Genomic DNA, 20,093 nt, shown 5'->3' with positions numbered 1-20,093 from the left:
GTGACCGTGCCGACGGTCACGGGGGCCTTGTGTCATCCCAGGCTCAGGAACGCCTGTACGGGCAGATGGTCGCTCGGGAACTGGCCGTTCTCCGCGTAGGTGTTGATCGCCGCCCGGTGCGCTGTCACGCCGGGCGTGCTGAGGATCCAGTCGATGCGGTCGCCGTTCGGCGTCAGCGGCTTGTAGCCGTGGAAGGTCGCGTACAGATCGCCGCGCTCGCGCGCGCTGTCCCAGGTGTCCACGAGACCGGCGCCGAGCAGCGTGTCGTACACCGTGTTCTTGTGGGCGGCGACATTGAAGTCCCCGGTCACGACGACCGGCAGCGAGCGGTCGAAGCCGTCGATCCGCTCGGCGATGAGCCTGGCGCTGCGCTCGCGCGCGTACTGGCTCACATGGTCGAAGTGGGTGTTGAGCACGTAGAACTCGCGGCCGCCGTCGGTCAGTTCGCGGAAGCGGATCCAGGTGACCATGCGGGGGAAGGCGGCGCCCCAGGTGTTGGAGCCGATCACGTCCGGGGTGCCGGAGAGCCAGAAGTGGTCGTACTCGGTCGGGCGCAGTCGATGGGAGTCGTAGAAGATCGCCATGGACTCGTCGCGGCCGCCGTGCAGCCGGCCGGTGCCCACCCAGTCGTAGCGCGGGCCGAGGTCGGAGTCGATGTCGAGCAGCTGCGAGAAGATGCCCTCCTGGGTGCCGATGACGTGCGGGGCCTCGCGGCGCAGCAGCTCGCGCATCACCGGTCTGCGCACGGCCCAGCTGTTGGGCTCCGCCGTGCTCGCGAAGCGCAGGTTGAAGGACATGACCTGGAGGTGGCGGCGGGCCGGCCGCTCACCCGCCGAGGCGGCCGACGTGGACAGTGCTGTACTGGAGAGGGGCGCGGTGACCGCCGCGGCTAACGCGGCCTTCAGGCCCAGACGGCGCGTGACTCGACTGTGGTTCGGCACAGGGGCTCCTTCGGTGGGAACTGCCGGACGAGTCGTGCGGGGCGTGCGTATGGAAGTGTGATACCGCGTCCTGAGATGAGCGTGAACATGGCGAGATGGGGGAGTGACTCCCCGTGGACATGGTGTTGACCAGGTGGAAGGTCCCCGGATAACTTCGTTATACGGATTGTTGATTCCGTATCGCGGAAGTAGGAGGGTGTGGGAATGGGTCAGGGCCAACAGGAGAAGGTGGCGACGAGCCTCGCGGGCGCCGTCAGCGAGGAGATCAGCGCCTCCCTCGCGCCGGTCGACGCCGAGCTTGAGCGCCGCTACCCCGGAGACCCCGGCACCCGTCAGCCCGTCCACACGGTCTACGTCCCCGGCGACGCCTTCGCGGCCGACACCATCCGCTCCTGGGGCGACCAGGCCCTCGCCGCCCTCGACCGCCACGCGCCCGACGCCGCGTCCTTCGCCGCCGTCCTCGGCCTGTCCGGCGAACTCGCCGAGCCCGTGTACGCGCGCGTGCGCGCCAAGCTGGAGCGCGAGCCCATCGAGGACCTGCGCGTCGACTTCGAGGACGGCTACGGCCCCCGCCCCGACGCCGAGGAGGACGAGACGGCCGCCCGCGCGGCACGCCTGATCGCCGAGGCGTACGAGAACGGCACGGCGGCCCCGTACATGGGCATCCGCATGAAGTGCATGGAGGCGCCCGTACGCGACCGGGGCATCCGCACCCTCGACATCTTCCTCACCGGCCTGATGGAGGCCGGCGGCCTGCCCGACGGACTGGTGCTGACGCTGCCGAAGGTGACCTATCCCGAGCAGGTCACCGCGATGGTGCGGCTCCTGGAGGAGTTCGAGAAGGCGCGCGGTCTCGAACCCGGCCGGATCGGCTTCGAGATCCAGATCGAGACCAGCCAGTCCATCCTCGCCACCGACGGCACCGCCACCGTCGCCCGGATGATCCAGGCCGCCGAGGGTCGCGCCACCGGCCTGCACTACGGCACCTTCGACTACAGCGCCTGTCTCGGCGTCTCCGCCGCCTACCAGGCCAGCGACCACCCGGCCGCCGACCACGCCAAGGCGATCATGCAGGTCGCGGCGGCGGGCACCGGCGTACGCGTCTCGGACGGCTCGACGAACGTCCTGCCGATCGGTACGACCGAGAAGGTCCACGACGCCTGGCGGCTGCACTACGGCCTCACCCGCCGTGCCCTGGCGCGCGCCTACTACCAGGGCTGGGACATGCACCCCGGCCACATCCCGACCCGGTACGCGGCGGTCTTCGCCTTCTACCGCGAGGGCTTCGAGCAGGCGGCGGGCCGCCTCGCCCGGTACGCGAACCGGGCCGGCGGCGACGTCATGGACGAGCCCGCGACCGCCAAGGCGCTCAGCGGCTATCTGCTGCGCGGACTGGACTGCGGTGCCCTCGACATCGCCGAGGTCGCCCGGCTCGCCGGTCTGACCCGTGTCGATCTGGAGGGATTCGCGGCACCCCGGCGCGGTGACCTGACGGTGTCCGCCAAGTAGCGGGCCAGTCACAACGGCCGCCGGCCGCTGGCGTTGTCACTGCCGCCCCGTAGTCTGTACGGACGCAAAGACGTGTCACAGGAACGGGGCAGCGGTGTCTTCGGGGGAGTACGGACAGGCGGACGAGGCCGGTCGACTGCTGGCGGGGCGCTATCGCGTCGTGACGCAACTCGGGCGCGGCGGCATGGGCGTGGTCTGGAAGGCCGTCGACGAGGTCCTCGGCCGCGAGGTCGCCGTCAAGGAGCTGCGCACCTACAGTGATGCCGACGGCCCCGAACTGGCCGATCTGCGGCTGCGGATGCAGCGCGAGGCCCGTGCGGCGGCCCGGGTGCGGCACCCCGGTGTCGTGGCCGTTCACGATGTCGCGGAGGTCGACGGCCGCCCGCTGATCGTCATGGAGTTGGTCGACGGCCCCTCCCTGGAGGCCGTGCTGCGCGAGCGCGGCACGCTCGATCCGCGTGAGGCGGCCGGGATCGGCGCCAAGGTCATGGCCGCGCTGGCCGCCGCGCACCGGGCCGGCGTCCTGCACCGTGACGTCAAGCCCGGCAACATCCTGCTGGAGACCTCCGGCCGGGTCGTGCTCACCGACTTCGGCATCGCGACGATGGACGACCCGGGCGACGGCTCGGCCACCCATCTGACCCGCACCGGCCATCTCGTCGGCTCCCTGGACTACTTGGCGCCCGAGCGCGCCCAGGGCGCCGAGCCGGGCTCCTCCTCGGACGTCTGGGCGCTGGGCGCCACGCTGTACGCGGCGGTGGAGGGCTCCGCGCCCTTCCGCCGCACATCGACCTTCTCCACGCTCACCGCGATCGTCAGCGAGCCCCTGCCCGAGTCCCGAAACGCGGGACCGCTCGGCCCCGTCCTCCAGCGACTGATGGACAAGCGGCCCGAGTCCCGCCCCGAGGCGGACGAGGCGCGCGGACTCCTCCAGGCGGTCGCGGACGCCGACGGCACGGACGCGCCGACGGCGGCGCTGCGGGGGCCGGCGGACCCCGGGCCCGGGCAGACGCAGCGCAGTGTCCCGTCGGTGCCGCCCGGATTCGGACCCACGGCCCCCGTCGGCCCCACCGGCCAAGCAGAGCCACAGGTGTACGGCGGCCAGGGACAGGGCGCGCCCGCGGCGCAGGGCGGCGGCGACACACCGAGGCAGGGCGTGCCCGCGTCCGGCCTCCCCGGGGCACCGGTCTTCGGCGCCCCGGCCCAGGGAGCGCAGGGAGCCGCGACTCCCGGGCAGGGCACACCGCCGGCCCAGGGCTTCGGCGCCGTCGGCCATTCCGGCCCGGCCGCACAGGGGCCCGGTGGCCCCGGGCAGCCGCCCGTGTCCCCGTACGGCGGTGCCCCGGCACCCTCCGGGCCGTACCAGCACGGCCACGGCGGCCCCACCCCGCCGCACGACGCGGACGCCACCGGCCCGATGGTCACCTCCTCCGATCCGCCCTCCCGGCGCAAGGGGCGCGCTCTGCTCGCCGCCGTGGCCGTCACCGTCGTCCTCGCGGCGGCCGGGGTCACGGTCGCCCTGGTCAACAACAAGGGCGACGCCAAGACCGAAGCGCAGGACTCCTTGTCCGCCACCGCGCAGGAGGGCAGGTCCGCCGAGGCGAGCGGCAGCCCCGACACCGACCCCTCGAACGACTCCGGTCTGACCGAGAAGGGCGACGACGAGAAGTCCCCCGACGCGTCCAAGTCCCCCAGCCGTTCCGCGGAGACCGAGCCCTCGGACCGGCCCGGCACCTCGTCCCCCTCCAGGACCTCGGGCGGGGGCGGGACCAACGGCGGTACCACGGGCGGCGGTTCCGGCGACGGCGGCACCACCGGTGGTGGCGGAACCACAGGAGGCGCAGGCACCACGGGCGGAAGCGGCGGCACCACACCGGACCCGTCCTGCTTCTCCATCGGCGGGGGCAAGTACAACTGCCAGGTGTGGAAGACGGCGGACTCCTACACCGCCTCCGGCACCAAGGTCGGCGTCCTCAACGCGGGCACCAACTACTTCTACTGCCAGCAGAACCTGGGCCGTCGTGAGACGTCCGGTCAGTGGACCAACGTCTGGTGGGCCAGGACGGACGACGACAGCGGCAACACCAACGTCTACGTCAGCGACGTCTACATCGAAGGCGGCAACAACGACGAGCCGGTGCCCGGACTCCCGGTCTGCTGAGCTCAGGACCGCTCGGCGGGGAGGTAGCCCTCCAGCCCGGAGGCCGTCACCAGCTTCTCCTCCGCGAACAGCAGGGTGCCCCTTCGGCACAGCTCGGCGTCGGCCCGCGCCCGTTCGCAGAACTCCTCGGGCGCGACACCGAACAGCTTCCGCAACCGGGCCGACCCCATCAGGAGTTCGGTGAGCAGCGCGCGCTGGCCGGGGTGGGTGCGCGGCGCGCCGCCGCCGTCACGCAGGACGCCATGGCGGTTGACGTACACGAAGGCCCCCGGGAGCGTGGTCCCGTCGGCCAGGTCGATCCGTACCTCGGTCGACGGCAGCCAGGCGCGGCCGAAATTGCCGTCCGGCAGCGGCACGCCCTCGCTCGCGTCGATCACCGCCAACTGCTCGTCGTCGAGCCAGGTCAGGAACAACTCGCGTACGTGGCCCGGCGCGTGGAACGGCGACGCGGACACATAGCCCAAGCGGCTCACGTGCGCGGAGACGCCCACCTCGATGCCGGTCACCCGTACCTTCACCATCGGCAGCGGTGAGACGATCCCGAACGCGTTCATCTTGCGCCGCAGTTGGCCCGGGCAGGCGTTGGAGCCGACCGCGAGGACGGGCACCCGGTCGTCGTACACCAGGCGGTCCAGGGGCAGCAGCCGGTTCCCGTCGAGGAGCCCGGAGTCGGCCGGCCAGGCGCCCGGGTAGAGCAGCGGATGATCGCGCGGCGCGTCCGCCAGGCCGAGCGTCTCCAGGTCGCGGTCGTCCATACCCGGATCAGTCCTCCGGCGGCAGTTCGCCCGAGCCACGGGTGATCAGCCGCGTCGGCAGGTCGATGCGCTCCGGAGCGACCAGGGTGCCGTCCAGTTGCCGGAACAGCCGCTCGGCGGCGGTGCGGCCGAGGGCGGCGGCGTCCTGGGCGACGACGGTGACGCCCGGCTGGAGCAGGTCGGCGAGTTCGATGTCGTCGAAGCCGACCAGGGCGACACGGCGGCTCTGCTCGGCGAGGACACGGATCACGGTGACCGTCACACGGTTGTTGCCCGCGAAGATCGCGGTGACGGGGGAGGGGCCGGTGAGCATCACCTCGGCCGCCCGGCGCACCCGCTCCGGGTCCGTGACGCCCAGGGACATCCAGGAGTCGGCCACCGGTATGCCCGCGTCCTCCATGGCGGCCCGATAGCCGCGCAGCCGTTCGGCGGCCGTGTGGATGCGGGGCATGTCGCCGATGAAACCGATCCGGCGGTGGCCGTGGGCGATGAGGTGGGCGACGCCGTCGCGGGCGCCGCCGTGGTTGTCGGACAGGACGCAGTCGGCGTCGATCTTCCCCGCCGGGCGGTCCACGAACACCGTGGCGACACCCGCCTTGAGCTCGGGCTCCAGGTACCGGTGGTCGTCACCGGCGGGGATGATCACCAGCCCGTCCACCCGCCGCGCGCACAGCGCCAGCGCCAGTTCCTGCTCGCGGTCGGGGTCCTCGGCGCTGGAGCCGTTGATGAGCAGCGCGCCGTGCGCCCGGGCGACCTCCTCCACCGATCGGCTCAGCGGGCCGTAGAAGGGGTCCGCGAGATCCTCCAGGACCAGTCCGATACTCGCCGTACGGCCCTTGCGCAGCACCCGCGCGCTGTCGTTGCGGCGAAAGCCCAGGGCGTCGATGGCTTCCTGGACGCGGCGCTCCGTCTCCGGGGTGACCCCGGGCTCTCCGTTGACCACGCGCGAGACGGTCTTCAGGCCGACTCCGGCACGCGCGGCGACGTCCTTCATGGTCGGACGGTTGCCGTAGCGGTTCTCGGGCGCGCGGTCGGATCGGCGGATGGTCTCGGGCACGATGCGGATGTCCTGTCCTGTCGTCGTCCACGGGGATGCGTCGGTCCATGGAAATGCGTCTATCCATGGGACGGATGGGGACGCGTCGGTCCATGGGGATGCGTCGGTCCATGGGTTTGTATGAGGATGTGGCGTCGAGCATAGAGCCTGGACAACGTTGTCAGATCCGGGAGACACTGTCCACCGCAATCTCCGGCCTGCGTCCCCACCGCGAGACCGGCTCGCCCATTTCCCGTGGTTGACGGGGAGATCCGAATGGTTGACGGGGAGAACTGACACTGATGCACACCGACCTCGTGGCTGCGCTCGACATCGGCGGCACCAAGATCGCCGGAGCGCTGGTGGACGGCCACGGCACGATCGTTTCCCGGGCCCAGCGCTCGACGCCGGCCCAGGAGGACGGTGAGACGGTGATGCGGGCCGTCGAGGCGGTCGTCGGCGAACTCACCGCTGCGCCCCTGTGGGGGCGCGCCACGGCCCTCGGAATCGGCAGCGCGGGACCGGTGGACGCCTCGGCGGGCACCGTGAGTCCGGTGAACGTGCCCGGCTGGCGCGACTACCCGCTGGTCCGGCGGGTCCAGGAGGCGGCCGGAGGGCTGCCCGTCGAGCTGATCGGGGACGGGGTGGCCATCACGGCTGCCGAGCACTGGCAGGGAGCGGCCCGGGGGCACGACAACGCGCTCTGCATGGTCGTCTCCACGGGCGTCGGCGGCGGTCTGGTGCTGAACGGCCGGCTGCACCCCGGCCCCACCGGCAACGCCGGCCACATCGGTCACATCAGCGTCGACCTGGACGGCGATCTGTGCCCGTGCGGTTCGCGCGGCTGTGTGGAGCGCATCGCGAGCGGTCCCAACATCGCCCGGCGGGCGATCGAGAACGGCTGGCAGCCCGGCCCGGACGGCGACACGTCCGCCGCCGCGGTGGCCGCCGCCGCGCGCGCCGGCGACCCGGTCGCCGTGGCCTCCTTCGAGCGGGCGGCACAGGCCCTGGCCGCCGGGATCGCGGCCACCGCGACCCTTGTCGAGATCGACATCGCGGTGATCGGCGGGGGAGTGGGCAAGGCGGGCGACGTCCTCTTCACGCCACTGCGCAAGGCCCTCCACGAATACGCCACCCTGTCCTTCGTCCAGCGGCTGACCATCACACCGGCCCAGATGGGCACGGACGCGGGGCTGGTGGGAGCCGCGGCGGCCGCGCTCGCGCTCGCGGGCAAGGCGGGGGCGACCGCGGCGAAAGTGTGAGGCGGCGGCTGGGGCAGGAACGTTCAGCCGCCGGAATCAGGGGTGAGCGGCACACCACAGGCGCGCGCACTCACCCCGGCTTCCCCCGCTCAGCAGCTCAACCGCGCCTCCGCCCAGTCCCCGTGGTCCGAAGTGACGCCGTCGCCGCCGTCGGTGACGACCAGCCGGACCACCTGGGCGCCGGTCACATCGGCCGTGATCGGCTGGGCCGGCGACGCGTTGCCGAGGACTCCGGTCGCGGCGGCCCTGCGCCCGTCCGCCCAGATCTCGAAGGCGACGGTGCCGTCCGCGCCCTCCTCGTCGTCGACCCCGACCTGCGCGGTGACCGTCTCGCACGCACCGCCGGTGTAGTACTCGACGGCACTGTCGGCGTGGACCCCGAGGCCCGTGCCGTACACCACCGCGCCGATGGTGATCGGGTTGCCGTCGCCCGCGCCGCTCTCGCCGTTGCTGGTGTTGCGCTCGACCGGGCCCCAGCCGTTGGTGGCCGACAGCCAGGGAAGGTCACCGAGCCCGGACGTCCCCGAGGGCGGTGGCGCCACCACGGTCGCGGTTAGCGGCAGCGCGCTGTCGACGCGGACACCGGTCGGTGAGCGGTAACTCGCCTTGAGGGTGAGGCCGTACGACCCGGTGGGCGTTCCCTTCGGCGCCGTGACCGTCCACTTGGTGCGCAGGGAGCGGCCCGTCGGGAGCGTCGGCGAGGTGGTCGGTGACGTCGCCTTCACGGACCATCCCTCGGGGCCGGTCAGCGTGACGGACACGCGCCTGGCAGGGGTGCGTCCGAGGTCGGTGACGGTCGAGGTCAGCGCGGCCGCCGTGCCCGCCTCGACCAAGGGGCTGCCGTCCAGGCCGAGTTCCACGGCCGGCGGGTGCTGGGCCCACGTGTCGTCGGCGGAGACACGCAGCAGGACCGTGCCGTGGGCGGGGACGGTCGCCGAGATGGTGCCCGCGGTGTTGTAGTCGCGGTGCTGCCACAGGTCGCGCAGCGTGTACGCGTCGGCGTCGGGCAGGCCCACCGCCTCGGCGCTCGTGGTGACGCGCTGGGCGGTGCCGGACTCGTTGAAGAGCGCCACCGCGCGGCTGCCGTCCCGCATCTCCTTGGCGACGACCCAGCGCCCGCCCGCCGAGGAGACGACGCTGCCCTGTTTGCCCAGCGGGTCCTGGTCGACCGCGATGACCTCGCGGTTGCCGAGTATCGCGAAGGTCTCCTCGGAGGCGGACCGCAGGTCGGAGCCGATGAGCAGCGGCGCGGCCATGATCGCCCACATCGAGAAGTGCGAGCGGTACTCGGTGCCCGTCATGCCGCCGTTGCCGACCTCCAGCATGTCGGGGTCGTTCCAGTGGCCGGGGCCGGCGTGCGGCGCGAGGGCCAGGTTCTGCTTGAGGATCGACAGCATCGAGCCCCAGTTGTCGCTGATGTCGCCGGTCGTGCGCCACAGCTGACCGACGTCGGCCGCCCACTCCCAGGGCTTGTTCTCGCCCCATTCGCAGATGCTGTACACGATCGGGCGGCCGGTGGCCTTGAGCGCGTCCCGCATGGTCGTGTAACGCAGCTTGGCGTCCACGCCCTGGTTGTTGCAGTTGTCGTACTTGAGGTAGTCGACGCCCCAGTCCGCGAACTGCCGGGCGTCGCTGTACTCATGGCCGAGGGCGCCCGGGAAGCCGATGGTGTCGCAGGTCTTCGTGCCCGCGCTGGTGTAGATGCCGAGCTTCAGGCCCTTGGCGTGGACATAGTCCGCGACGGCCTTGATCCCGTGGGGAAAGCGAACCGGATCGGGCACGAGCTTGCCGTTCGCGTCCCTGGTGGGCAGGGCCCAGCAGTCGTCGAGGTTGACGTACTGGTACCCGGCGTCCTTGAGGCCCTTCTCGACGAAGATGTCGGCGATCCCCTTGACCATGGCCTCGTTGAACTCGGCACGGCAGTGCGTGGAGTTCCAGTTGTTGAAGCCCATGGGCGGGGTGAGCGCGAGACCGTCGTCCGCGGCGGGTGCGGCGGGCGCTGCGGTGGCCGCGGGGACGGCGAGTCCCGCCGCGCACAGCAGGCCCGCGGCCAGGGCTCCGGCCAGCCTTCTTCGGGTTGTGCGGGTGTGAAGGTGACGCATCCTTACGTTCCTCCGTACCTGCGAGAGCGAGATGACGGCATGTACGCGTCATGGTGCGCTCACGGTAGAACCTGTCGGAGTGTGTTGGAAAGTGTCTGGACCGGGAATGGCGTCACAACCGACTTTTGAACATGTTCAATACTCTGCGCTAGGCTCGTTCCGACACTCGAGGGGGAGCCGATGAAGATAGTGATTCCCGGTGGAACCGGGCAGGTGGGCACGATCCTGAACCGCGCGCTGAGCAGCGCGGGGCACGAGGTCGTCGTCCTGACCAGGCGGCCCACGCGCGACGGCGAGGTCCGGTGGGACGGCGCGACCCGGGGCCCGTGGACCGAGGAGATCGACGGCAGCGATGTCGTGATCAACCTGGCCGGGCGCAGCGTCAGCTGCCGCTACACCCCGGCCAATTTGCAGGACATGATGGATTCGCGGGTGCACTCCACCGAGATCGTGGGCGAGGCGATCGCGAACGCCGCCCGGCCGCCCGGCGTCTGGCTCCAGATGAGCACCGCCACCGTCTACGCCCACCGCTTCGACGCCGCCAACGACGAGGCGACCGGTGTCATCGGCGGCGGTGAGCCCGATGTGCCGGGCTACTGGTCCTACAGCGTCGAGATCGCCAGGGCCTGGGAGCGGGCGCAGGAGGAGGCCGACACGCCGCGCACCCGCAAGGTCGCCCTGCGTTCCGCGATGGTGATGAGCCCCGATCGCGGCGGTGTGTTCGACGTCCTGCTGCGGCTGGCGAGGCTGGGGCTCGGCGGGCCCGTGGCGGGCGGCGGGCAGTACGTCTCCTGGATCCACGACCGGGACTTCGTCCGCGCGGTCCGGTTCCTGGTCGAGCGGGACGATCTCGTCGGGCCCGTGAACCTCGCCGCGCCCGAGCCGCTGCCGCAGCGCGCGTTCATGCGCGCCCTGCGCTCCGCCTGGGGTGTCCCCGTGGGACTGCCCGCGACGAAGTGGATGGCCGAACTCGGCGCGTTCGCACTGCGCTCGGACACCGAGCTGCTGCTGAAGAGCCGGCGGGTCGTCCCCGGCCGGCTGCTCGCCGAGGGGTTCGAGTTCGCCTTTCCGGGATGGCCGGAGGCGGCCGGCGATCTGGCCCGGCGGCGCCGACATGATCGGCGGCAGGCCGGGGCCGAGGTCGCGTCGCTGTCCGGTTCGTCCGGAGGTGGGGCGTGACTCCGGGGCCGTTTCGCAGTTGAACCGGGCATGAAGAAGCGCAGCATGCTCGCCATCGCCTCCCTGGCCACCGGATTCGTCGTCGCCGCTGTCACGCCGTCCCACTCGGCCGAGTCCTCCGGCACCTCCGGCACCGGGTCCCCTTCGGCCGGACTGCCCGGCACCGGCGGTCAGATCAAGGCCGCGGGCCTGGACATGAGCGGTAAGAACAAGCTCGCCGGCCTCAACACGACCGCTCCGACCAAGCTCGCCGGGATCAACGTGGACCAGACCCTGGACACCTTCGGCAAGGCGATCAACCGCGAAACGGACCGGGCGGTGAACAACGCCCCGCACGGAAAGCACGGGAAGAAGGGCTGACGAGCCCGCCGACCCGACCACACGGCGCCGTACCCCCGTATCCGAGCGGAGGACGGCGCCGTCGTCATGCGCTCTCTACGAGAGGTGGTTTCCGTGGCAGGGTGGAGCGGGCAAGCCACAGGGGGCCAACAGAAGAGGGGGAAACGTGATCGTTTGGATCAACGGCGCGTTCGGTGCGGGGAAGACCACCACCGCACGGGAACTGATCGAGCTGATCCCGAACAGCACGCTCTTCGACCCCGAGGTCATCGGCGGAGCACTCACCCACCTGCTTCCGCCCAAACGCCTCACCGAGGTCGGTGACTTCCAGGACCTGCCGATCTGGCGACGTCTCGTGATCGACACGGCGGCCGCGCTGCACGCCGAGCTCGGCGGGACCCTCGTGGTCCCCATGACCCTGCTGCGCCAGGAGTACCGCGACGAGATCTTCGGCGGCCTCGCCGCCCGCCGCATCACCGTCCAGCATGTCCTGCTCGCCCCGGCGGAAACGATCCTGCGCGAGCGAATAGCCGGGCGGGAGATCCCGCCCGACCTGCCCGACGGCGACATACGGATCCGGCAGTGGTCGTACGACCACATAGAGCCGTACCGCGCCGCGCTCGCCGCCTGGCTCACCGCCGACGCCTACCCTGTCGACAACAGCGGCCTGACGCCGTACGAGACCGCCGCGCGGATCGCCGAGACGGTCGGCGACGGTACGCTCCCCGTCTGCGACATCGTGCAGACCCCCGAGCCCACCGCCGAGACCCTCGCCTCGGGTGTGCTCCTCTTCGACGAGCAGGACCGGGTGCTGCTGGTCGACCCCACGTACAAGGCCGGCTGGGAGTTCCCCGGCGGTGTCGTCGAGCGCGGCGAGGCGCCCGCGCGCGCGGGCATGCGCGAGGTCGCCGAGGAGACGGGGATACGGCTCGACGACGTGCCCCGCCTCCTCGTCGTCGACTGGGAGCGGCCCTCGCCTCCCGGCTACGGCGGTCTGCGCCTGCTCTTCGACGGCGGTCGGCTGGACTCCGAGGAGGCCCAACGCCTCCTGCTGCCCGGCCCCGAACTGCGTGACTGGCGCTTCGTCACGGAGGAGGAGGCGGCCGACCTGCTGCCGCCGGTGCGCTACGAGCGGCTGCGCTGGGCGCTGCGGGCGCGGGAACGAGGGGCGGCGCTCTACCTGGAGGCGGGCATTCCGACGCCTTCATGAACGAGCCGCAGCTCGTCGTACGGGTACGGGGCCAGCCTGCTCTCGTGCTGCAGCCGCCTGGCGAAGTCACCCATCACGACGGCCAGTGGCGCATACCGCTCGATGATGCCGGCGGCGACCCGCGGGATGTCCCGCGGCCTCGCCCCGTCGGCGCAGTCACGCACAAAGGCCTCGCGATCGTCCGTGCCGTAGCCGTACAGGGCGGTCGCGAGCCAGTTCACGAAGTGGAACGCCGTGTAGTCACGGTCGTAGTGCCGGTGCCGCTCGAAGAAGCCGCGCTCCTGCGGGGTGAGGGGGAAGCGGGCGGAGAGGGCGAGGCCGTAGTCGGCGAGGTAGAGCCGGTGGCCGTCGGTGAGGAAGTTCAGGAAGTGGGCGTCGAAGTGCACAAGCCCGCTCTCGCGGAGGAAGCCGGTGGTGGCCGCGAGTTCCCTTTCCACCAGGGCGCACGCGGCGTCGGCCTCATCCGTGCGCAGCCGGGCGTCCAGCCATTCGTTCAGCGTGTACGGCACGTACTCCAGGAACAGCGCCAGGCTCGCGGACGCCGTCCGCAGCCCCTCGATACGCTCGCGCACGCGCGGGCCGCCGCCCCAGTAGGCGACGGCCCGCTCCACGTCGGACAGCAACTCCGGCAACGGCTGCGGTACGTCGGGCAGAACCCGCCAGTGGTGCGTCAACGGGAACCCCGCGAACCGGTCGGCCAGGACCCAGTTCGTGGTCATCGTGTGCACGGCGAGCTCCCGCCAGGCCCCGAATCCCGGACTGCCGATGCCGTAGTGGAAGAACGTCGGCAGTCCGAGGAGATTCGCCGTGGAGCGGACGTTCGCCGGCCGCAACTCGACGTCGGTGAGCGGGACCCGCTTCACGAAGACCCGTCTGCCGTCCACCTCGACCAGCGTCGAACGGCCACCGATTCCGGTGCCGAGCGGTTCGCCCGACTCCACCAGGGCCGCGAGTTCGTGGTCGCCGAGAAGCGCGAGGGACGTGGCGATGTCGGTGTGGGCGGCGAGGCGTTCGTTGCGGATCATCGCCCCATCATCAGCTGCGGGTCCCTCAACTCGCCGCGTAATTACGGAGGAACAGCGCCTCGGTGACCGAGAGCCGCTCCAGCTCCTGCGGGGACACGCTCTCGTTCACGGCGTGGATCTGCGCCTCCGGCTCGCTCAGGCCGATGAGGAGGATCTCCGCGTGCGGGTAGAGGGCGGCGAGGGTGTTGCACAGCGGGATCGAGCCGCCCTGGCCGGCGTACTGCATCTCCTGGCCCGGGTACGCCACCGCCATCGCGTCCGCCATCGCCTGGTACGCCGGGCTGCTCGTGTCGGCGCGGAACGCCTGGCCCTGCCCTATCTGCTCGCTGCGCACCCGGGCACCCCACGGCGTGTGGGTCTCCAGGTGGGCCTGGAGCAGCTTGGTCGCCTCGGCGGCGTCGACGCCCGGCGGCACCCGGAGGCTGATCAGCGCACGCGCGCTCGCCTGCACGGACGGGGTGGCGCCGACGACCGGCGGGCAGTCGATGCCGAGGACCGTGACGGCGGGGCGCGACCAGATCCGGTCGGCGACCGTGCCGGAGCCGATCAGCCCGACACCGTCGAGGACCTTGGCGTCCTCGCGGAACTGCGCCTCGTCGTACTGCAGCCCCTGCCATGTCGATTCGCCGGTCAGCCCGTCCACCGTCGTCGAGCCGTCCTCCGCGCGCAGCGAGTCCAGTACGCGGATCAGCGCGCCGAGCGCGTCCGGCGCGGCACCGCCGAACTGGCCGGAGTGCAGGTTGCCTTCGAGCGTGTCGATCTGCACGCGCACCAGGGTCATGCCCCGCAGGGTCGAGGTGACCGTCGGCAGGCCGACGCGGAAGTTGCCCGCGTCGCCGATCACGACGGTGTCGGCCTCCAGCAGGTCCGGGTGCTGCTCGGCGTACCGCTCCAGACCGCCGGTGCCCATCTCCTCCGAGCCCTCGGCGATCACCTTGACGTGCACCGGCACGCCACCGTTGGCCTTGAGCGCGCGCAGCGCCAGCAGGTGCATGATCACGCCGCCCTTGCAGTCGGCGGCACCGCGTCCGTACCAGCGGCCGTCGCGCTCGGTCAGCTCGAAGGGCGGGGTGCTCCAGGCGGCCTCGTCCAGCGGGGGCTGCACGTCGTAGTGGGCGTACAGCAGGACTGTCTTCGCGCCCTCGGGGCCGGGCAGGTAGCCGTACACCGACTGCGTGCCGTCGGGGGTGTCGAGCAGGGCCACGTCCTCGAAGCCCTCGGCGCGCAGCGCGTCGGCGACCCAGCGGGCCGCGCCCTCGCTCTCGGCCTTCGGGAACTGGTCGAAGTCCGCCACCGACCTGAATGCCACCAGCTCGGTGAGCTCCGCCTTCGCCCTTGGCATCAGCGAGGCGACGGTCTCGGCGACCGGATTCGACGACATGGGCACGCTCCTTGTGGGTGCGACGTTGTACGTATGAGTGGTGTGATCCTCCCACAGCGGCCTGCGACGACGCCCGCCGTAGGATGCGGGGGACAGCAGCAGGCGGCGGCTTGATCGGGAGCAGTAGACCATCGTGAGCAGCGAGAACTCTTCGGCGGACGACGTGCGGCAGGTGTGGGACGTCGTCGTGGTGGGCGCGGGACCCGCGGGGGCCTCGGCCGCGTACGCGGCGGCGGTCGCCGGGCGGCGCGTGCTGGTGCTGGAGAAGGCGGAGCTGCCGCGCTACAAGACGTGCGGCGGCGGCATCATCGGACCCTCGCGCGACTCGCTCCCGCCCGGGTTCGAGCTGCCCTTCCGGGACCGGGTGCACGCGGTGACGTTCTCGAACAACGGCCGTTTCACCCGCACCCGCCGTTCCAGGCAGATGCTGTTCGGGCTGATCAACCGGTCCGAGTTCGACCAGCAGCTCGTCGAGCACGCGCAGAAGGCGGGTGCCGAGCTGCGCACCGGCGTCACCGTGCAGCGCGTCGAGCAGCACGGCTCGGCGGTCCCGGACCGGCGCAGCGTCGCCGTCGTCCTGCAGGACGGCGAGACGCTGCTCGCGCGGGCCGTGGTCGGCGCGGACGGCAGCGCGAGCCGGATAGGGGCCCATGTCGGGGTGAAGCTCGACCAGGTGGATCTCGGCCTGGAGGCGGAGATCCCGGTGCCGGACACGGTCGCCGAGGACTGGAAGGGACGGGTCCTCATCGACTGGGGCCCGATTCCCGGCAGTTACGGCTGGGTGTTCCCCAAGGGCGACACGCTCACGGTCGGGGTGATCTCGGCACGCGGTGAAGGCGCCGCGACCAAGCGGTATCTGGAGGAGTTCATCGGCCGGCTCGGGCTCGCCGGGTTCGAACCGAGCGTCTCCTCCGGGCACTTGACGCGCTGCCGGGCCGACGACTCGCCGCTGTCACGCGGGCGCGTGCTGGTGTGCGGTGACGCGGCGGGTCTGCTGGAGCCGTGGACGCGCGAGGGCATCTCGTTCGCCCTGCGCTCGGGGCGGCTCGCGGGGGAGTGGGCGGTCCGGATCGCCGAGGCGCACGACGCGGTGGACGCCCGGCGCCAGGCCCTGAACTACGCCTTCGCGGTCAAGGCGGGCCTCGGTGTCGAGATGAGCGTCGGCAAGCGGCTGCTGACGGTGTTCGAGCGCCGGCCCGGCCTCTTCCACGCGGCGCTGACCGGTTTCCGGCCGGCCTGGAAGGCGTTCACGGACATCACCCGCGGCTCCACGTCGCTGGGCGAGATCGTCCGCAGCCATCCCATGGCCCAGCGCGCCCTGACCGCGCTGGACCGCCGCCCCGCGCAGGAGGGCGACGAGGTCACCGCCTGACGCGGGCGCGGCTCACCGGCCGACGGTGATCCGGAAGACGGGGTGGTCCTTGGCCGCCGCGATGATCTCCTCGTCGGAGGACTTCGCGGTGACCCCCTGGAAGTACTGGTTGACCTCCCAGCCCCACTTCTCCAGATAGGTCCGCAGGATCGGGAGCTTCTCCTCGTCGGGAAGCTCCACCGCGGAGAACGCACGGACCCGGCGCCCGACCCGCAGCTCCCCGCCGCCCGCGGCGCGCATGTTGCGCACCCACTGGGAGTGGCCGCGGGCCGAGACGAGGTACTGCCCGCCCTCGTGGGTGTGCGGGTTGACCGGGATGCGCTGCATCTTGCCGCTCTTGCGTCCGCGCACGGACATCTCCGCCGTGCCGGCGATGCTCAGTCCGTGCCGGGCCAGCCAGCCGATGACGCTGTTGAGGCGGACGTTGAGCGGGCTGCCCTTGAGGTAGTACGGCGATGACATGGGAACCCCCGGTGAGAGTTTGAGAGAGCGGTGCTCTCGCTTGAGAGCAGTGTGCACGAGATCGCCGATCCAATGCAAGAGCAGTGCTCTCGATTGTGTGCACTGCTCCGATATTCGTGGGAGACTGGCTCACATGAGCAGTCGCACCGCACAGGGCGCCCGTGCCCGCGCCAGGATGGAAGTCACCGCGGCCATCAAGGACGAGGCCCGCAGACAGCTCGCGGCCGAGGGCGCCGCCAAGCTGTCGCTGCGTGCCGTGGCCCGCGAACTCGGCATGGTCTCCTCCGCGCTCTACCGCTACTTCCCCAGCCGGGACGACCTGCTGACCGCTCTCATCATCGACGCCTACAACTCCATCGGCGAGAGCGCGGAAGCGGCGCACGACAAGTCCGCGGACGCCGCACCCCTCCGCCGCTGGACGGCGGTGGCGGAGGCCGTACGGGACTGGGCGCTGCGGCATCCGCACGAGTACGCCCTGATCTACGGCTCGCCCGTGCCCGGATACACCGCGCCCGACACCACGGTCCCGCCCGCCTCCCGCGTCGGCCTCGTCTTCATCGGCATCGTCCGTGACGCCCATCGGGGCGCGGACCTCACCGAACCCCCGTCCCTGCCCGCCGATCTGCGCCCCGAGGCCGAGCGCATGGCCGCCGACCTGGCCCCCGACCTCCCCCCGGCGACGGTCGCGGCTCTGATCGCCGCCTGGGCCGAGCTCTTCGGACTCGTCGGGTTCGAGCTGTTCGGGCAGTTCAACCGGGTCGTCGAGGACAGGGAGGCGTTCTTCCGGCACGCGGTGACGCGGCTCGCGCAGGGTGTGGGCCTGAGGTGAGTCGGTGAGCGGGGCGTACTTCGCGGGGAGTACGCGTGATCACCACGCGCGGGGGACGCCGCTCGGCGGCCATCGCGTCTAGCGTGGCGGACATGGACGAGCAGCAGGTACGCCGGGGCGGCGGCCCGCCGACGTGGTGGCGGCACGGGCCGCCGTGGTGGAACCGCTGGGACGACGAGGAGCACACTCCCCGCTGGCCGTGGCGCTCCACCGTGCTGATCACGGTCTTCGTGATGGCCGGTTCGAACTTCGCGGCCGAGGCCCAGGGGGACTACCGGGAGCAACTCGACCCCTTCGCGCGTGTGCTGCTGTTCGTGGCGTCGGGACTGCTGTTGTGGCGCAAGCGGTATCCGGTGGCCGTCATGTTCGGCACCTCGGTGGCCGCCACGCTCTACCTGGGCGCCGGCTACCCCTACGGGCCGGTCTTCCTGGCCGTGGCGGTGGCCTGCTTCAACGCCATCCTCACCGGGCACCGCAAGGCCGCCTGGGCGGCGGTCGCGGTGTTCTGGGTCGGACACGCGCTCGTGGCCCACTGGCTGTACCAGTGGCTGCCGCCGTCCGGTGACTCGGCTGCCTCCTGGGGGCAGGAAGGTGTGATCGCCGCCTGGGTCGCGGCGATCGTCGCGGTCTCGGAGCTGGCCAGGACGCGGCGCGAGCAGTGGGCGCGGGAGCGGGCCGAGCGCGCGCAGGCGGCACGGCGGCGGGCCGACGAGGAGCGGCTGCGGATCGCCCGTGAGCTGCACGACGTCCTCGCGCACAGCATCTCCGTCATCAATGTCCAGGCAGGCGTGGGCCTCGCGCTCCTCGACACCGACCCCGAGCAGGCGCGTACGGCGCTCTCCACCATCAAGGCCCAGAGCAAGGAGGCCCTCGGCGAGGTCCGCCAGGTCCTCGACACACTGCGCACCCCCGGCGACGCCCCCCGCGCTCCGGCGCCCGGCCTCGACCGGCTGCCCGAACTGGTGAGTCAGGCGGCAAGCGCCGGCCTCACCGTGGAGGTCGAGGGCGAGCCGCCCCGCCTCGCGCCCGGTACCGACCTCGCCGCCTTCCGGATCGTCCAGGAGGCCCTCACCAACGTCGTACGCCACTCCGGATCGCGGCACGCGCGCGTGCACCTCGATCAGGACGACCACGCGACGCTACGGTTGCGGATCGACGACGACGGTCCCGCGACCGGCGCCGACGCGGGCGGCAGCGGCAACGGGCTGGCCGGAATGCGGGAGCGGGCGGCCGCGCTGGGTGGCACGATCGAGGCGGGCCCGCGTGCGGAAGGCGGGTTCCGGGTGCTCGCCGTACTGCCGTTGAAGGCTCCTGCCCACACCAAGGAGGACCGGTGATCCGCGTACTGCTCGCCGACGATCAGTCACTGGTGCGGGCGGGCTTTCGGGCGCTGCTCGACGCACAGCCCGACATCGAGGTGGCCGGGGAGGCGTCCGACGGCGAGGAGGCGCTGCGCAAGGTACGCGAACTGCGGCCCGACATCGTCCTGATGGACATCCGCATGCCACTCCTCGACGGCCTTGCCGCGACCCGCCGGATCACCGAGGACGACGCCCTGGAGGGCGTGAAGGTGGTCATGCTCACCACCTTCGAACTCGACGAGTACGTCTTCGAGGCCATCCGCTCGGGCGCCTCCGGCTTCCTGGTCAAGGACACCGAGCCGCAGGAACTCCTGCGCGCCGTAAGGGCGGTGGTCGAGGGCGACGCCCTGCTGTCACCCGGAGTGACCCGGCGTCTGATCGCCGAGTTCGCCGCCCGCTCGAAGGAGCCGGCCGCGGCCGATTCCCTCGCCGAACTCACCGAGCGCGAGCGGGAGGTGATGGCGCTGGTCGGCATCGGCCTGTCCAACGAGGAGATCGCCCGCCGCCTGGTCGTCAGCCCCCTCACCGCGAAGACCCACGTCAGCCGCACGATGGTCAAGCTCGGCGCCCGGGACCGGGCTCAACTCGTCGTACTCGCCTACGAGTCGGGGTTGGTGCGGCCGGGCTGGTTGGGCTGAGACGCCTGCCGGAACCGCGTCAGCACGCTGACGACCCGGGCGAAGAACACCACCACCGCGACCGTGGTACCCACGCCGACGAGGGTGCCGCGGGCGCCGTCCGACACGTCGAAGGCGAACGCGGGCCCGACGATCGCTCCGAACAGCACCGCCGCCGCGAACGCGGCGCTGAACAGGGCGTATCCGATCTCGACGGTGATCGCGTCCCGCTCGGCCTGACGGCGCCGTCCCCCATAGTTCTCCATGTCTTGAGTCAAACAGGCGTGCGCCCGACGGAGCAAGCGGCTCCACCGGGCACACGTGGGAGGCGTCCCCCCTGGGCCGTGTCCGGCCCAGGCCCTGTCGTTTGGATCATCTCGGCGTCGCGGGGCATGGCACGCGACGGGTCGGCTGAGAAGAACCGCACCTCACGGCCGAGCTGATCCAAACGAAAGGTCCTAGTACTGCAACGGTGCTTGTGCTGATTGCTGGGCAGGTTTATGGGCTGTGTCCGCGTCGCCTGTAGTGGCTGATGCGGGCTTGGTGTTGGCG

18 protein-coding genes are annotated in these 20,093 nt (G+C 71.6%); 10 read left to right on the top strand and 8 right to left on the bottom strand.

Features of this window, described 5'->3' with window-relative positions; translation table 11 throughout:
* Positions 1-32: 32 nt before the first annotated feature.
* Positions 33-941: an endonuclease/exonuclease/phosphatase family protein gene (locus ACZ7NC_RS36480; protein WP_471494914.1), complete on the bottom strand. Its 909-nt coding sequence runs from the start codon at positions 939-941 to the stop codon at positions 33-35.
* Positions 942-1,145: 204 nt separating this feature from the next.
* On the opposite strand from ACZ7NC_RS36480, the gene ACZ7NC_RS36475 reads away from it, so the two are divergent.
* A complete protein-coding gene (locus ACZ7NC_RS36475) occupies positions 1,146-2,450 on the top strand; it encodes a DUF6986 family protein (RefSeq protein WP_471494912.1) in 1,305 nt (434 codons plus the stop codon).
* Positions 2,451-2,544: 94 nt separating this feature from the next.
* Positions 2,545-4,611: a serine/threonine-protein kinase gene (locus ACZ7NC_RS36470; RefSeq protein ID WP_471494910.1), complete on the top strand. Its 2,067-nt coding sequence runs from the start codon at positions 2,545-2,547 to the stop codon at positions 4,609-4,611.
* A gap of 2 nt (positions 4,612-4,613) precedes the next feature.
* Here ACZ7NC_RS36470 and ACZ7NC_RS36465 read toward each other — a convergent pair whose 3' ends face one another.
* Both ACZ7NC_RS36465 and ACZ7NC_RS36460 read right to left on the bottom strand, forming a co-directional pair.
* Positions 4,614-5,366, bottom strand: coding sequence for a hypothetical protein (locus ACZ7NC_RS36465; RefSeq protein ID WP_471494908.1), 753 nt, complete (start codon positions 5,364-5,366; stop codon positions 4,614-4,616).
* A 7-nt stretch (positions 5,367-5,373) separates the two neighbouring features.
* Entirely contained in the window at positions 5,374-6,423 is a 1,050-nt protein-coding gene (locus ACZ7NC_RS36460) for a LacI family DNA-binding transcriptional regulator (RefSeq protein ID WP_471494906.1), read from the bottom strand.
* A gap of 281 nt (positions 6,424-6,704) precedes the next feature.
* Here ACZ7NC_RS36460 and ACZ7NC_RS36455 point away from each other — a divergent pair, with 281 nt between their 5' ends.
* Positions 6,705-7,664, top strand: a complete 960-nt coding sequence (locus ACZ7NC_RS36455; RefSeq protein ID WP_471494904.1) for an ROK family protein — start codon at positions 6,705-6,707, stop codon at positions 7,662-7,664.
* Positions 7,665-7,753: 89 nt separating this feature from the next.
* On the opposite strand, the gene ACZ7NC_RS36450 is transcribed toward ACZ7NC_RS36455, so the two are convergent.
* A complete protein-coding gene (locus ACZ7NC_RS36450; RefSeq protein WP_471494902.1) occupies positions 7,754-9,766 on the bottom strand; it encodes an NPCBM/NEW2 domain-containing protein in 2,013 nt (670 codons plus the stop codon).
* Between the two features lie 180 nt (positions 9,767-9,946).
* Between ACZ7NC_RS36450 and ACZ7NC_RS36445 the strand changes: the two genes are divergently transcribed.
* From ACZ7NC_RS36445 to ACZ7NC_RS36435, 3 genes are all read left to right on the top strand, one after another.
* Entirely contained in the window at positions 9,947-10,945 is a 999-nt protein-coding gene (locus tag ACZ7NC_RS36445; protein WP_471494900.1) for a TIGR01777 family oxidoreductase, read from the top strand.
* A gap of 30 nt (positions 10,946-10,975) precedes the next feature.
* On the top strand, positions 10,976-11,305 hold the full coding sequence (locus ACZ7NC_RS36440) for a hypothetical protein (protein ID WP_471494898.1): 330 nt from the start codon (positions 10,976-10,978) through the stop codon (positions 11,303-11,305).
* Between the two features lie 145 nt (positions 11,306-11,450).
* Entirely contained in the window at positions 11,451-12,494 is a 1,044-nt protein-coding gene (locus ACZ7NC_RS36435) for an NUDIX hydrolase (RefSeq protein WP_471494896.1), read from the top strand.
* On the opposite strand, the gene ACZ7NC_RS36430 is transcribed toward ACZ7NC_RS36435, so the two are convergent.
* Together ACZ7NC_RS36430 and ACZ7NC_RS36425 are read right to left on the bottom strand one after the other, a co-directional pair.
* A complete protein-coding gene (locus ACZ7NC_RS36430) occupies positions 12,461-13,519 on the bottom strand; it encodes a protein kinase family protein (RefSeq protein WP_471494894.1) in 1,059 nt (352 codons plus the stop codon). The genes ACZ7NC_RS36435 and ACZ7NC_RS36430 overlap by 34 nt on opposite strands.
* A gap of 25 nt (positions 13,520-13,544) precedes the next feature.
* Positions 13,545-14,900 carry a M20/M25/M40 family metallo-hydrolase gene (locus ACZ7NC_RS36425; protein WP_471494892.1) on the bottom strand — a complete coding sequence of 452 codons (1,356 nt, stop codon included), beginning with the start codon at positions 14,898-14,900 and terminating at the stop codon, positions 13,545-13,547.
* 133 nt (positions 14,901-15,033) lie between these two features.
* Here ACZ7NC_RS36425 and ACZ7NC_RS36420 point away from each other — a divergent pair, with 133 nt between their 5' ends.
* Positions 15,034-16,272 carry a geranylgeranyl reductase family protein gene (locus ACZ7NC_RS36420; RefSeq protein ID WP_471494890.1) on the top strand — a complete coding sequence of 413 codons (1,239 nt, stop codon included), beginning with the start codon at positions 15,034-15,036 and terminating at the stop codon, positions 16,270-16,272.
* A gap of 12 nt (positions 16,273-16,284) precedes the next feature.
* Here ACZ7NC_RS36420 and ACZ7NC_RS36415 read toward each other — a convergent pair whose 3' ends face one another.
* Positions 16,285-16,734 (bottom strand): nitroreductase family deazaflavin-dependent oxidoreductase, encoded by a 450-nt coding sequence (locus ACZ7NC_RS36415; protein ID WP_471494888.1) that lies wholly within the window; start codon positions 16,732-16,734, stop codon positions 16,285-16,287.
* Between the two features lie 133 nt (positions 16,735-16,867).
* Between ACZ7NC_RS36415 and ACZ7NC_RS36410 the strand changes: the two genes are divergently transcribed.
* From ACZ7NC_RS36410 to ACZ7NC_RS36400, 3 genes are all read left to right on the top strand, one after another.
* Positions 16,868-17,563 carry a TetR/AcrR family transcriptional regulator gene (locus ACZ7NC_RS36410; RefSeq protein WP_471494886.1) on the top strand — a complete coding sequence of 232 codons (696 nt, stop codon included), beginning with the start codon at positions 16,868-16,870 and terminating at the stop codon, positions 17,561-17,563.
* Positions 17,564-17,655: 92 nt separating this feature from the next.
* Complete coding sequence (locus tag ACZ7NC_RS36405) at positions 17,656-18,900, top strand: sensor histidine kinase (RefSeq protein WP_471494884.1); 1,245 nt, start codon at positions 17,656-17,658, stop codon at positions 18,898-18,900.
* Complete coding sequence (locus tag ACZ7NC_RS36400; protein ID WP_471494882.1) at positions 18,897-19,562, top strand: response regulator transcription factor; 666 nt, start codon at positions 18,897-18,899, stop codon at positions 19,560-19,562. Before ACZ7NC_RS36405 ends, ACZ7NC_RS36400 begins: the two co-directional genes overlap by 4 nt.
* Here the strand turns inward: ACZ7NC_RS36400 and ACZ7NC_RS36395 are convergent.
* On the bottom strand, positions 19,523-19,807 hold the full coding sequence (locus tag ACZ7NC_RS36395; RefSeq protein ID WP_471494880.1) for a DUF6332 family protein: 285 nt from the start codon (positions 19,805-19,807) through the stop codon (positions 19,523-19,525). The two genes, ACZ7NC_RS36400 and ACZ7NC_RS36395, sit on opposite strands and share 40 nt — an antisense overlap.
* Between the last annotated feature and the right edge of the window lie 286 nt (positions 19,808-20,093).

It is taken from the genome of Streptomyces sp. NPDC111802 (genome assembly GCF_055634335.1).
Note: the sequence above shows the minus strand (reverse complement) of the source record. Positions and strands in the feature narration are given on the sequence as shown.